Annotated in this window: 10 protein-coding genes and 1 pseudogene; 10 read left to right on the forward strand and 1 reads right to left on the reverse strand. The window is 71.7% G+C overall.

Features of this window, described 5'->3' with window-relative positions; all coding sequences use genetic code 11:
• Nucleotides 1-15 precede the first annotated feature (15 nt).
• The 5 genes and pseudogenes from IF73_RS0122600 to IF73_RS39740 all read left to right on the forward strand — a co-directional run.
• Nucleotides 16-615 carry an RICIN domain-containing protein gene (locus tag IF73_RS0122600; protein ID WP_031010976.1) on the forward strand — a complete coding sequence of 200 codons (600 nt, stop codon included), beginning with the start codon at nt 16-18 and terminating at the stop codon, nt 613-615.
• Between the two features lie 152 nt (nt 616-767).
• Nucleotides 768-4,646 (forward strand): SGNH/GDSL hydrolase family protein, encoded by a 3,879-nt coding sequence (locus IF73_RS37965; protein ID WP_031010978.1) that lies wholly within the window; start codon nt 768-770, stop codon nt 4,644-4,646.
• Nucleotides 4,647-4,856: 210 nt separating this feature from the next.
• A complete protein-coding gene (locus IF73_RS0122610) occupies nt 4,857-5,690 on the forward strand; it encodes a DUF4397 domain-containing protein (RefSeq protein WP_031010980.1) in 834 nt (277 codons plus the stop codon).
• Nucleotides 5,691-5,786: 96 nt separating this feature from the next.
• Nucleotides 5,787-6,488, forward strand: coding sequence for a class F sortase (locus IF73_RS42170; protein WP_051717159.1), 702 nt, complete (start codon nt 5,787-5,789; stop codon nt 6,486-6,488).
• 70 nt (nt 6,489-6,558) lie between these two features.
• Nucleotides 6,559-6,895 (forward strand): annotated as a pseudogene (locus tag IF73_RS39740) (lyase family protein); the annotation flags it as partial.
• 73 nt (nt 6,896-6,968) lie between these two features.
• Here IF73_RS39740 and IF73_RS0122625 read toward each other — a convergent pair.
• Nucleotides 6,969-8,399 carry a pre-peptidase C-terminal domain-containing protein gene (locus tag IF73_RS0122625; protein ID WP_234338314.1) on the reverse strand — a complete coding sequence of 477 codons (1,431 nt, stop codon included), beginning with the start codon at nt 8,397-8,399 and terminating at the stop codon, nt 6,969-6,971.
• 310 nt (nt 8,400-8,709) lie between these two features.
• Between IF73_RS0122625 and IF73_RS0122630 the strand changes: the two genes are divergently transcribed.
• From IF73_RS0122630 to IF73_RS0122650, 5 genes are all read left to right on the forward strand, one after another.
• Nucleotides 8,710-9,651, forward strand: coding sequence for an ABC transporter substrate-binding protein (locus IF73_RS0122630; protein ID WP_031010988.1), 942 nt, complete (start codon nt 8,710-8,712; stop codon nt 9,649-9,651).
• 2 nt (nt 9,652-9,653) lie between these two features.
• Nucleotides 9,654-10,619 carry an amino acid ABC transporter permease gene (locus IF73_RS0122635; RefSeq protein WP_031010991.1) on the forward strand — a complete coding sequence of 322 codons (966 nt, stop codon included), beginning with the start codon at nt 9,654-9,656 and terminating at the stop codon, nt 10,617-10,619.
• A complete protein-coding gene (locus tag IF73_RS0122640) occupies nt 10,616-11,380 on the forward strand; it encodes an amino acid ABC transporter ATP-binding protein (RefSeq protein ID WP_031010993.1) in 765 nt (254 codons plus the stop codon). The genes IF73_RS0122635 and IF73_RS0122640 overlap by 4 nt, the downstream gene beginning before the upstream one ends.
• Nucleotides 11,377-12,594, forward strand: a complete 1,218-nt coding sequence (locus IF73_RS0122645; protein ID WP_031010994.1) for a M20 family metallopeptidase — start codon at nt 11,377-11,379, stop codon at nt 12,592-12,594. The genes IF73_RS0122640 and IF73_RS0122645 overlap by 4 nt, the downstream gene beginning before the upstream one ends.
• A gap of 126 nt (nt 12,595-12,720) precedes the next feature.
• Nucleotides 12,721-14,010 (forward strand): cyanophycinase, encoded by a 1,290-nt coding sequence (locus IF73_RS0122650; protein ID WP_031010995.1) that lies wholly within the window; start codon nt 12,721-12,723, stop codon nt 14,008-14,010.
• The last annotated feature ends 16 nt before the right edge of the window (nt 14,011-14,026 follow it).

A 14,026-nucleotide genomic window follows, 5' to 3' on the forward strand; every position in this document is an offset into this window, starting at 1 on the left:
TCACCAGGAGTCACCATGTCGCATCGTGCGCGGCTGTCCCGCTTCCTCCGCGTGCTCACCGGCGCCGCGTTCTTCGCCGCGGTCGCCGTCACCCCCGCGACCGCCGAACCGGCCGAGCCGAGCCCGGCGGCAGCCGCTGGTCGACTGCCCGCGATCTTCCCTCCCGACGGCCACGTCGGCCGGTTGGTGAACGTGGGAACGGGCAAGTGCCTGGAGATCCCGGACGGTTCGCACGCCGACGGCGCCCGCGCTCAGCAGTGGGACTGCGTGGGCGTGCGGCACCAGTCCTGGCGGTGGGAGCTGAGGGGCGTCTGGTACGACGAGTGGCAGCAGGAGCGCCACAACTACCGTCTGATCAACGTCGAGAGCGGCAAGTGTCTGGAGATCGCGGACTTCTCGCGGGCCGACGGCGCTCGCGCACAGCAGTGGACGTGCGCCAACGTCGCCTCCCAGATCTGGGACTTCCCGTACGCCAGTCACCGGCGGACGATGATCTACAACTTCCACAGCGGCAAAGCCCTGGAGATCGCCGACGGTTCGCGGGCCAACGGGGCCCGGGCGCAGCAGTGGGGGGTTCCCTATATCGTCCCCAACCACATGCAGTGGGACTTCTGACGCACCGACGGGTGGCGGTCGCCCGTCGAAGGGGCGCGCCGCCGGGTGCATGGCGAGGTCTCGCCACCTGGCCACCCGTGCGGGTGATGGCCAGCTGTGGTGACGCTCCGTAGCGTTGCCAGGGTTCATGGTGTTCGTCCCGGGAGGTCTCCATGCGGTTGCTCGGCGCTGCCCTCGCCTGCGCTGTCGCCGTCGGACTCGTCGCCCCCACGATCCCCGAGCCCGCGCCGCAGAACAGCCCGCGGCCGGGAACAGCGGAGCGGAAGGAGTCCGGCGGTGACCTCGCCTGGACCACCGTGGGCGACGCGGACGGCTTCCATGTCCTCGGCGCCCGGGAGTCCGAAGGGCACGCCTGGCGCGCCGTCACCTCGCTCTCGGAGCCGGGCATCGAGACCGACCAGTGGATCGGCAACGCCTGCCTGACGGCCTCCGGGCGCAGGCTCGTGGTCGTCTATGCCCCTCGGGCCTTCACCAACCGGGCCGAGCTCTTCCTGCGCGGCGGGTTCTCGGCGGTCGTGGATCTGGAGACCGGTGCCGTGCGGAAGCTGCCGGTGCGGACGACTCTGGCGTACCACAATCCGGGTTGCGGCGCCGGCGAAGAGGCCGTGCTCACGCAGGCGGGCGACAGCGACCTCGGCCAGACCCGCCTGATGAGCCTGGACACCGCAACGGCCACCCTCGGGGATCCCGTCACGGTGGCCGGACAGGTCACGTCCGCCGTGCCGACCCCTCACGGGCTGGTGGCCGCCGACGCGTCCCGGGTCGTTCGGGTCGACCCCGACGGATCGCTGCACACCCTGGCCCGGGCGACGGGCACACCCTTCGAGCTCCACCCCGACGGCGAGGGCGGCGTGTGGTTCATGGACCACACGCACGACCAGGTGCGCGTCCGTCGCCACCACGACGGCGGCACCCGCTCCTACGCCGTCGGCGCGACCGATCGCCTGGGTCTCTCGCCGGCGGCCGGCGGCCGGGTGTTCCTGACGGGCCTTCCCGGCGAGAGGGGCATCCTGAGAACGACCGGCGGTCCGGGGGAGCCGACTCGTTCTCTGCCGGCGACCGCGTCCTGGCTCGCCGTGCCGGCCACGGCGGCCGCCTCCTCGACCGGCGCGCTCGCCGTCGTCGACACGGAGTACGGGACGGGGCGCCGGGGAGCCGACGGGCCGCGCATCACGACGGTGACCGCACGCACCGGGCGGAAGGGAGTGGCCGGCGTCTCGGCGGAGCGGCGCCTGCCCGCCCACCCGGAACAGGGACATGCGCCGTCGCCCCTCCCCGGCGCGCACCTCGTGGCCGGTCCGCGTGCCGTCGAGGACCCCCACGACCCCGTCGACCTCGACCGCACCTGCTCCGTCCCCCGGGGCGACGTCCGAACGCAGGTCTACCAGCCGACCCCGCACCAGGTCGAGTGGGCCGCCGACATGCTCGCCCAGGGGCGTCTCGACCTGGAGCGGCCGGCGAACTGGAAGGGCTCGGGCCTGCCCGCGTACGCACCGCACCGCATGTTCCCGCCCGTCCCCCTCGCGGGCGGCGGGCGGATTCCGGCACAGATCCTGCTCGGCATCACGGCCCAGGAGTCCAACATGTGGCAGGCGTCCCGCCACACGGTGGAGGGGCTGGCCGGCAATCCCCTCATCGGCAACTACTACGGCATCCCGTCCAAGGTCGCCGGCGACGAGAACCAGTGGAAGGTGAAGTGGTCGCGCGCCGACTGCGGCTATGGCATCACCCAGGTCACCGACGGCATGCGGATGGCCGGCCGCACCAAACCCGACGAGGTCGCCCTGCCGCCCGACCAGCAGCGCGCCATCGCCGTGGACTACGCCGCGAACCTCGCCGCGGGGGCACGCATCCTCGCGGAGAAGTGGAACGAGCAGGCCGCGTACGGGATGAAGGTCCATGACGGGGACCCCTCCCGGATGGAGAACTGGTTCATGGCGATCTGGGCGTACAACAGCGGCTTCCACCCGAAGAAGGGACCGGGCGAGCCGTGGGGGCTCGGCTGGATCAACAACCCGGCCAACGCCCACTACCCGGTGAACCGCCGGCCGTTCCTCGACGGGCGGCCCAGTGACGCCTCGCACCCCCAGGAGTGGCCCTATCCGGAGAAGGTCCTGGGCTGGGCAGCGCATTCCATCGGCAAGGCCACGCCTACCGGAGCCGGGTTCCAGCCCGCCTGGTGGAACACCAAGGAGCAGCGCGCCGCGGTCAAGCCTCCACGGCTGCTGTTCTGCCTGGTGGAGGCCAACGACTGTGACCAGCGTCGCACGTTCGTGCCCGACGACCCGGATGTGATGCCCACGGAACCCGGGGAGGAGCCCGAACCCGCCAGCCACTGCGGCCACGTCAACCCCGCGACCGGGAAGTACGACCTGAAGTGCTGGTGGCACGAGTCGGTGGAGTGGAAGGACGACTGCGCCAGGGAGTGCGGCAACGAGAAGATCCGCTTCGACGCGGGCCAGCACGCCAACCCGCCCGACGTGTCCGTCCACCGACCGAACTGCCAGATCGAGGACCTTCCCCAGGGCGTCCTCGTCGTGGACGACGTCCCCGCCGACGTGCCGGCCGTCACGCCCGCCGCATGCCCGCGGCGCAGTGACGGCACGTTCGCCTTCGACTTCGCCAAGGACGCCGAAACGGGGGGTTTCCTCTCCAAGGTCGACCTCCACCAGATCGGCGGAGGTTTCGGAGGTCACTTCTGGTTCACGCACAGCCGATCCGGGGCTCTCGGCGACCGCCTGAAGGTGACCGGGCGCTGGGAACTCGGGCGGGAGCTGAACGGTTGGGCCCGCGTCATGGTCCACATGCCGAACCACGGAGCCCACACGCAGCAGGCGGCGTACACCGTCCACACGGCGGACGGCCCCAAGCGCCGTACGCTGCTCCAGCGCACGGAGGAGAACCGCTGGGTGCCGCTGGGGGCCTTCCGGTTCACGGGGCGACCGCGTGTCGAACTGACCTCGATCACCGGGGGTGCGCCCGACGGCAAGGAGGACATCGCCTTCGACGCGATCGCCTTCCAGCCGTTGCCGGGCAAGCCCCGGCACCAGGTCGTGACCCTGGGCGATTCCTTCGCGGCCGGCGAAGGCGCGTCGCCGATCGACGGATCGAAGTACTACCCCGAATCCGACCGCATGGGGCTGACCGACTACCGCAACGCCTGCCACCGCTCGTACGCCGCCTGGGCGCGCAAGACGCGTCTGCCCGGCAGCCGGCATACCCTCGGCTACCGCACGGACGTCTGGGATCCGGACGTCGACGCACACCTCCTGGCATGCAGCGGCGCCCGTACCCAGATGCTCCTGCCGACGGCCGCCCCCGGGCAGGAACCGGTGCGCAACGCCTTCGGGCTGGCGGCCGAGGGGCAGTACCGCGAGCCTCCGCAGCTCGACAAGGGCTTCCTCGACGCGAACACGACCCTGGTGCTGCTGTCCATCGGAGGAAACGACGCGGGGTTCACGGACATCTTCACCACGTGTTTCCTGAGGCCGCGCTGTCACGAGGATCCGCTGCTGGACGCGGAGACGAGGGAGCGGATCACCCACAAGGTGGCACCCTCCGTGAAGACCGCCCTGCAGCAGATCGCCAGGGCCGCACCCCACGCCAAGATCGTCGTGATGGGCTACGTGAAGCTGTTCACCGCCGCCTGCAAGGAGACCTCCCAGCCCGGCCAGACAGCCCTCCTCAATCCGGAGGAGGGCGAGGTCGGGTGGATGGGCGCGATCACCGTCCACCTGCGCGACCGCGTCGCCGCCGTCGTCACGGACCTCCGGGAGGGACCCGACCGGCTGGACGTCCACTTCACCGATCCGATCGAGCGATTCGGAGCGAGAGGGGTGTGCGGGAACCCGGAGGCGGTCAACGCGGGCATTCCCAAGCCCACCCGTGGCGAGGGCGAGCAGGGCGGCTTTCCGGGCATCAACCCCCCGATGAGCCAGCAGTCCTTCCACCCCAACGAACTCGGTACGACGTTGCTCTCCGACGCCCTCACCGCGGACCTTCCGCTCTTCGGCTACCCGTCTGCCCGGTAGGGCTCTCCTCGGCCCACCTCGCCTCCCGGATGAGGAGTGCGGTGACGCGCGGTCCGACCGTGTCCCCGCTGTCGTCCTTCCCGGGGGGTGAGGCGGCCCGCTGCGGCGACGAATTTCGAGCGCGGGTGCAACCGATCGGCGGGGGCCGGCGGAATGCCTCCTCAACCAGAGGATCGAGACCTCCTCGACCGGATGATCGGAATCAACGTCATGAACACTCGTTCTGCTGGTGCCGTTCTCGCCGCCGGCATCGCCGCCGTCCTGACCGCCACCGCCGCCGCTCCCGCGTTCGCCCAGCCGCAGGCTGCCGGCGAGCAGGCCACGGTGTCGGTGTTCCACGGCGTTCCCGGCCTGACCGTGGACGTCTACGCGGGTGACAAGGAGTTGCTCCCCGACTTCGCCCCGGGCACGCTCACCGATCCGATGAAGCTGGAGCCGGGTTCGTACGACATCAAGATCTTCAAGGACGGCGAGGGCCCGGAGGGCACCCCGGCCATCGAGAAGACGGTCGAGGTCCCCGCCGGGGCCGACGCCACGCTGGTCGCCCATCTGACCGCCGACGGCAAGCCCGCACTCGACGCCTTCGTCAACGACACGTCCAAGGTTCCCGCCGGCAAGGCCCGGGTGACCGTCCGCCACGTCGCCGCCGCCCCCGCGGTGGACGTCCGCGCCGACGGCACCGCGGTCTTCAAGAACCTGGAGAACCCGAAGGAGGCGAAGGGCGAGGTGGCGGCCGGGTCGGTCTCCGCCGACGTCGTCCTGGCCGGTACGGATACGGTGGCGATCGGACCGGCGACCCTGGACCTGGCCGAGGGCGCCAACACCGTCGTCTACGCCTGGGGCAGCGCCACCGACAAGAACCTCGCGCTCAAGACCCAGAGCATCACCGGCATGCACTCCGCGCCCAGCGGCGTACCCGCCGGGGAGACCGGGGAGGCCGCGGTCGTGCAGAACGACGGCGTGCCGGCCGCCCTGTCCCTCGGCGCACTCGTCGCGCTGGGCGCCTCCGGCTACCTGCTGCGCCGCCGCGGCGACGCCGCCTGAGCCGCTAGCACCGTCCCCGCCCCCCATCGGTCGTCCGGTGCCGACAGCCTCCGTGGCCGACCGCACCGGACGACCGCCTCACCGGAAAGGCCGGACATGGGCACGGCCCGCGCGCAGCGCCGCACCCTCCTCGGTGTCGTCATGGCTCTGCTCGGCATCGTCCTCACCGCGGCGGCGCTCCTCCTGGCCGGCGCCCGGGCCGACCGTTCCGCCGGTACCGGGGACTTCGGGGCCACGCCGGCCGTCACCGCTGCGCCGGAGACGGAGCGGTCCGCGAGCCCCACCCCTTCCCGTACCGCCGCGGTCCCCGTCGCTCCGGCCGCCCCGGCCCCGGCCGCGTCCGTCGTCCCGGCGCCGCGCGAGCTCGTGATCCCCCGGCTGGGCCTCCGGGCCCCGATCGACCCGGTGGGCGTCGCCGGCGACGGGCAGATGGAGGTCCCGAAGGATCCGGACCGGGTCGGCTGGTACCGCTACTCGCCCGCTCCGGGCGCCGATCGGGGCTCCTCGGTCGTCGTGGGGCACGTCGACGCGAAGGGCCTGGGCCTCGGTGTGCTGTTCGGCCTGACCGAGGTCCGGCAGGGCGACCGGGTGCGGGTGGCGCGCGACGACGGCACCACCCTCACGTACGAGGTCACCGCCCGCCGCACCCTCGGCAAGGCGGCCCTGGTCAGCAGCGCGGTCTTCGACCGGGACGGGCCCGCGGTACTGAACCTCGTCACGTGCGCCGGTCCCTACCTGCCCGACGAGGGCGGTTACCAGAACAACCTGGTCGTCACAGCCGTGGAGGTGCCCCGGTGACCGCCGGGGGGGACGGCGCCCCGGCCCCGACCGGAGGCGTACCGCTGTGGGGGCGCACTCGTCCTCACGGTCGTCGCATCCCGAACTCGTCGTCCCGCTGGCCGCGGTGAAGGAGGCGGCCGCGCCGGCCCACCTGGAACTGGGGACCCTTCCCGAGGAACGGGCCCGTTCCATCGTGGCGGCATGCCGGGAGATCCGTGCGGGCCGCCTCCACGACCAGTTCGTCGTGGACGTCTTCCAGGGCGGCGCGGGCACCTCGGCGAACACGAACGCCAACGAGGTCGTCGCCTATCGGGCGCTGGAAATCCTGGGGCACCCGCGCGGCGGCTACGAGTACCTGCCCCCCCCAGGGCGACGTGAACCGCTCCCAGAGCACCAACGACGTGTATCCCACGGCGGCCAAGCTTCTCCGTCGTGTGCGGCGCGGGACGCCCGCGGGGTCCGGGCGCGGGTGCGAGGGCCCCGCGGGCGTCGACCGCCTCAGCTTCTGGTGAGGGTGCAGGAGTAGGCGGCCGTGCCGGAGCCGCTGTATGCCTCCACGTCGAGGTAGTAGGTGCCCGTTCCGCTCGCGGTCCTGGTGAACGACAGTGACTCGTCGGTGCCCGCCCCGTCGTTCACGGACCGGGTCAGGGTGCCGCCGTTCGCGTCGAGCCAGTACACGTCGGCGTCGTAGGCGGTGGGAACGGCGCAGTTCACCGAGACGGTCTGGCCGGCCGCCGCCGAGACCTTGAAGTAGTCGCGGTCGCTGGTCGACTTCATGCTGCCCGTGAGGGTGCCGGGCGAGGCGAGCGCGGTGGCGTCGTCGGCCGTGTCGCGCGTGTCGTTGGGCTCGCTCTCCGCGACCGTGGACCCGCCGCCCTGGGTGCCGCAGTCGGTCACGGGCGTCCCGTTGTAGAGGTTGGCGTCGGTCACGCCGTTCGTGACGCTGCGCAGGTAGTAGCCGCAGGTGGGGCGGTTCCTGAAGTCGAAGGTGGAGCCCGGCGTCAGGCGCCAGATCTTGAAGCCGCTGTAGGTGAGCGGCTTCCTCTCCACGGCCTGCTCTGGCTGGTGGTCGGCGAGGACGACGTAGGCGTCCTTGCCGTACTGCGTCGCCATGCCGTTGCGGTCGAGGAACAGGGACCCGCCGCCCTCCTCCACCCCGACGCCCCAGGCGGAGCCTCCGGGCGCGAGGCCGTCCTTCACGGCGCGCGCCAGGAAGGACATGGTGCGGCCCATGCGGTCGCGGGTCACGAAGTGGGAGTCGTTGATGACGGCCCCGTAGTTCGCCCATGTGAACATGCCGGTGGTGAAGCTGACGTATCGGTCGTAGGGGTTGGCGAGGGCTTCCGCGCTGGTGACGCTGCCGTTGCAGGCGTCGTAGACGATCGGGCTGTTGATGTGGTGGCCCGCGCTGCCGCCGCCGGAGCCTCCGCCCTTGGCGACGACCGCCTCGACGGAGGTCTCCAGGGCGGTTCCCTTCCACGCGGCGTAGCGGCACTGGTCGCCACCGGCGAAGTAGACGAACTCGGCGTTGCGGACGTCGGTGTTCATCTGGCTGTTGTCGCCGTCGCCCGCCGTCGTGAGCGTCCACGTCGTACAGGAGTTGACGCCGGGCAGCCCCGTGATCGTGTCGCACTCCGGAGTCCTGCTGCCCGACGTCGGCGCGGACCCGGCCAGGACGACCACGTCGAGGCTCCCGGTGCCGCCGCGGATCTCGTCGACGGCCCGGCTCATCGAGGCCGTCACGATGCCGCCGGCTCCGTTCATCGTGAACGCCGGACCGTTCCACATGCTGCGGCTGACGTCGGACGCGCTGCCGAGCCGGATGCGGTCGGCCGCCGCCTGCGCCGGCTGATGCGCCACCAGTACGGAGGCCATCGCGGTGAGGACGACGGCGGCTGCCGCGGGCGGCGTGAGGGAGCGGTGTGTCATATGCACTCCTGCGAGGGGGGCGAACTCGATGCCGCGGCCCTCGGGCGAGGGCTGCGGGGTTGGTAGCGGAACATACAAGTAATGTCCTTGGTGGAGAAGATGTAAGACCGGAACCGCACCCATCTCGCCATGATCGAGCCCCGAATACGGGCCGAAAGCGCTCAAATCGTGCCAGCGGTGAGGCTGAAGCTCGCGTTACGTGAACGTAATGAGGCTTACATCTAGCCATCGCATGGGTTCATCTGTAATTTCGCAGCAGTGCCTGGCGGTCAGAATCCGCCGGCAGACAGCCACCGAGAGGTTCCAGGCGATGAACGCTCCTATCGCACGCCCCGCGGCCGCCGCCGCCGTCGCGGCGGCCATGCTCCTGTCCCTGTCCGCCTGCGGCGGCGACGAGCCCGCCGCCCCGTCGGAGAAGGTCGTCATCGGCGGTAAGCAGATCGTGAAGGACCAGAAGCTGCACGACCTGCTCCCCGAGAAGATCAAGAAGGCGGGCAAGGTGCGCGTCGCGACGGACGTGCCCTACCCGCCCTTCGAGATGTACGTGAAGGAGGGGGAGACCGCGCTGACCGGTCTGGACTACGACCTCGGCCAGGCACTCGGCGCCAAGCTCGGCGTGACCTTCGCCTTCTCCCCGCAGAAGTTCGACGGCATCGTCCCCGCCCTCCAGGCCGGCAAGTTCGACGTGGCGATGTCCGCCATCACGGACAACAAGGAGCGCCAGAAGGTCGTCGACTTCGTGGACTACTCCCAGTCCGGCTCCGGCATCCTCGTCGCCGACGGCAACCCGGCGAAGGTCGCCACCCTCGACGACCTGTGCGGGAAGAGCATCGCCGTCCAGGCCGCGACCAACCAGCTCGACCTGCTGAAGTCCCACCAGGACGCCTGCGCGAAGGCGGGCACGGGGAAGATGGACGTCCAGACCTTCCCCAAGGACTCCGACGCCCAGCTCGCGCTGCGCTCCGGCAAGGTCGTCGCCCAGGTGCTGACCAAGCCGGCCGCCGGCTGGGTCGCCAAGACGGCCGACGGCGGCAAGGCGTTCGACCTCGTCGAGGACCCCGCCGCCCCGGGGGGCTACAACGCCTCGCCCAACGGCATCGCCGTCAGCAAGCAGCTCCCCGAGCTGACGGACGCCGTCCAGAAGGCGCTGCAGGCCCTCATCGACGACGGCACCCTGACCACGATCTGCGACAAGTACGGCGTCGCGTCGATCGCGGTGAAGGAAGCCACCAGGAACGCGGCGGTGGACTGAAGATGACCGGCACCACCAAGGTCCCGCTGGGCCCCACCGCCACGGACCGGCCCCCCGCCGGGGAACTCGAGATCGTCCCCGTCCGCAACTACGCGCGCTGGATCGCGGCCGTCGCCTCGGTCCTCGCCCTCGTCGGACTGGTCGGCTCCCTCGCCAGGAACGACAACCTCCGCTGGGACGTGGTCGGTGACTACCTCTTCGCCGACCTCATCTTCGACGGTCTCGCGACGACGCTCTGGCTCACCGCCGCGGCCATGCTGCTCGGCCTGGCCCTCGGCACGCTGATCGCCGTCATGCGGCTCTCGTCCAGCCCCGTGCTGTACGGCCTGGCCAGCGCCTTCGTCTGGGTCTTCCGCGGCACCCCGCTGCTCGTCCAGATCATCTTCTGGGGCTACGCCGCCGCGCTCTACACCTACGTCAAGATCGGGATCCCCTTCACCGGCGTCACGTTCTTCCAGACCGAGACCAACGCCCTGCTGACACCGGCGATCGCCGCCCTCCTGGCCCTCGGCCTGAACGAGGCGGCCTACGCCTCGGAGATCGTCCGCGCCGGCATCCAGTCCGTCGACCCCGGCCAGGCGGAGGCCGCGCACTCGCTGGGCATGCGGCCCGCGCTCACCATGCGCCGGATCGTGCTGCCCCAGGCCATGCGCGTCATCATCCCGCCGATGGGCAACGAGACCATCAACATGCTCAAGATGACCGCGCTCGTCTCGGTCATCTCCGCCCACGACCTGATGTCGAACATCCAGGACGTGTACGCGCAGAACTACCAGGTCATCCCCATGCTGGTCGTGGCCAGCATCTGGTACCTGGCCCTGGTCACCCTCCTCAGCGTGCCCCAGGCGTGGCTGGAGCGGCGCTACGGCCGCGGGACCACCCGCGCCGGACACGTCTCGCCCTTCCGGCGCCTGCTCGGCGGAACGGCGCAGCGGCTCGGCAAGAACAGCAAGGAGCAGAACCGATGAGCACCCCCATGGTGCGCGCCGAAGGCGTACGCAAGCACTTCGGGAAGCTGGAGGTCCTCAAGGGCATCGACCTCACGGTCGAACGGGGGCAGGTCTGCTGCCTCCTGGGCCCCTCCGGCTCGGGCAAGTCCACCTTCCTGCGCTGCATCAACCACCTGGAGAAGGTCGACGGCGGCAGGCTCACCGTCGACGGCGAGCTCGTCGGCTACCGCCAGCAGGGCGACAAGCTCCACGAGCTGCGCGAACGCGAGGTCGCCGACCGCCGCCGCGACATCGGCATGGTCTTCCAGCGCTTCAACCTCTTCCCGCACATGACCGCCGTCGAGAACGTGACGGAGGCCCCCGTCAGGGTCGGTTCGGTGCCACGGAGCGAGGCCCGCGAACAGGCCCAGGCACTCCTGGAGCGGGTCGGTCTCGGAGACCGGGGGCACCACTACCCGGCCCAGCTGTCCGGCGGACAGCAGCAGCGCGTCGCCATCGCCCGTGCCCTGGCCATGAAGCCCAAGCTGATGCTCTTCGACGAGCCGACCTCCGCCCTCGACCCCGAGCTCGTCGGAGACGTCCTCGACGTCATGCGGCAGCTCGCCGCCGACGGCATGACCATGGTCGTCGTCACCCACGAGATCGGCTTCGCCCGGGAGGTCGGAGACACCGCCGTCTTCATGGACGAGGGAATCGTCGTGGAGGCGGGCGACCCTCGCCGCGTGCTCGTCGACCCGGAGCAGGACCGCACCCGCGCCTTCCTGTCCAAGGTCCTGTGAGCACCCCCACCCGCCGCCGGGACAGGCTCGACGACCTCCTGGACCTGGCCCGCGCCCGTCGTGCCGACTACCTGCGCGACCTGGAGGAGCTCGTCTCCATCGACTCCGGTTCCTACAGCGCCGACGGCGTCGACCGGGTCGCCGACTGGATCGAACGCCGGCTCGCACGGCTCGGCTTCGACGTGGAACGCGTCCGCTTCCCGGCCGCGCCCGACGGACACAGGACCGGCGACGCGCTCGTCGGCCGCAAGCGCGGCGGACTCCCCGCGTCGGAGGGAGGCCGCAGGATCCTCCTCGCCGGCCACATGGACACCGTCTTCGAGGACGGCACCGCGGCCGCCCGCCCCTTCCGGATCGAGGGCTCCACGGCGTACGGCCCCGGCGTCAGCGACGACAAGGGCGGCCTGCTCGCCGGACTCACGGCCCTGGAGATCCTCGGTGCGTGCGGCGTCGACGCGTACGACGAGCTGGTCCTGCTCGCCACCCCCGACGAGGAGATCGGCTCGCCCGCCAGCCGGCCGCTGATCGAGGCGACGGCCACGGGCGCGCACTTCGGGCTCGGCCTCGAATGCGCCCGGGAGAACGGCGACCTCGTCATCGCCCGCAAGGGCGTCGCCGACTTCCGCCTCACCGTCACCGGCCGGGCCGCACACGCCGGCATCGAACCCGAGCGCGGAGCCAACGCCGCCCTCGCCGCCGCCCACCTCACCGTGGCCCTCCAGGCCCTCAACGGCCACTGGGACGACGTGACGGTCAACGTCGGCGTCGTGCGGGCCGGAACCCGCGCCAACATCGTCTGCCCCCAGGCGGAACTGCGCATCGAGGTCCGCGCCGCCACGACCGTCGACATCCGGCGCGTCACCCGGGCCATCCGCGAACTCGCCGACCAGCCCGGCGTCCCCGGAGTCACCGTCGAGGTCGAACAGCTCGACCTCTGCCCGCCCATGGAGGACACCCCCGCCTCCCGGCGCATGTTCGACCACGCGTGCCGCGCCGCGCACGCGGCCGGCATCGAGCTGGGCGCCGCCGCCACCGGCGGAGTCGGCGACGCCAACCTCATCGCCGGCGCGGGAGTCCCCGTCCTCGACGGCCTGGGACCCGTCGGAGGGGCCGACCACACCCCCCAGGAGTGGCTCGACGTCACCAGCGTCCCCCAGCGCATCGCCCTCCTCGCCGACCTGATCGCCTCCCTCGGGGAGGCCGGCGGCAGCTGAACGGCCCCGGCACACGGGGCCGCCGTTCTCCCCGCCGACACCGGCCGCGTCGGGCGGACCTGTACGGGTCCGGTCCGCCCGGCAGGCAGAACGACCCCACCACCCCTCAACCGACCGGAGGCACCCATGCGCGTTCCGCCCGTCCCCGCCCGTCGCAGCGTCCTCGCCGGCGCCCTCGCCGTCACCCTCCTCGCCGGCGCCTCCGCCGCGCATGCCGGACCCGGGCCGGAACCGACCCGCACGGGCTCCCTCGTGCTCGTCGGCGGGGCCCTGAAGGAGAGCAACACCCAGGTCTACGGCGAGATCGTCAAGCGCGCCGGCGGTTCCGGCGCCCGCATCGGAATCATCACGGCCGCCTCCGTTCCCGAGAGCCGGGACCCCCACGCCGGCGACCCCGACCGCTGCAGCAACTCCGCCTGCAACGGCGCCTACTACGCCGACGTGTTCAAGCGGCACGGTGCCGCGGACGCCCAATGGATCCCCCTCGACACCGACCACGTCGCCAACGCCGACTCCGACGCCGTCGTCGCCCAGGTCGAGTCGATGACCGGCTTCTTCTTCGGTGGCGGCGACCAGTACCGCTACGTCACCACCCTCCTGCGCGGAGAGGAGCACAAGGACTCCAAGGTCCTGGCCGCCATCCGCGCCAAGCTCGCCCGCGGCGCCGTCGTCGCCGGGTCCTCCGCGGGCGCCCAGATCGCCTCCGGCCCCGACATGGTCACCGGCGGCGAATCGTACGAGGGGCTCCGGGACGGCAGCACACCCGGCTACTTCGACGATCCGACCCGCCTCGGCCACCTCCCCGAGGGCGGCTTCGGCTTCCTCAGGTCGGGGCTCATCGACACCCACACCGGCGCCTACGGACGCGAGGGCCGGGCCCTGCGCCTCGCCTCCGACACCGGCCACGACCGCGTCTACGCACTGGAGGAGAACACCGCCCTCGTCGTCGACCGCCCCGGCACCCCGCACGAGCGTCTGAGCGTCCTCGGCCCGAACGGCGTCGCCGTCCTCGACCTGCGCGACGCCCGCGCGCACGACTCCGCGAACGGCTGGACCCTGCGCCGCGCCCGGTACAGCTACCTCACCGACGGCGACCGGTACGACGCCCGCACCTGGACCCCGCGCGTCCACCCCGCCAAGCAGCCCCTGAGCCCCGTCGGCACGGCGCCCGTCCCCGCCGGCGCCGACGTCTTCCACTCAGCGGCCAACCCCGACGGCGTCCCGTACGTCTTCCGGACCACCGCGCGGGCTCTCGCCGCGACCCGCGCGCAGAACAGCGCGACCGCGACGACCTACGAGACCGGACCGCGGTTCACCGTGACCTTCACCAAGGCACCCGGCTTCGCCGCGTTCACCGACGACGCCCTCACCGCCCTGACCCTCGTGGACCTGCGGATCGACATCGCGCCGCGCTGACCGGCCGAACGACACG

It is taken from the genome of Streptomyces sp. NRRL F-5727, assembly GCF_000719555.1.
Lineage (GTDB): Bacteria > Actinomycetota > Actinomycetes > Streptomycetales > Streptomycetaceae > Streptomyces.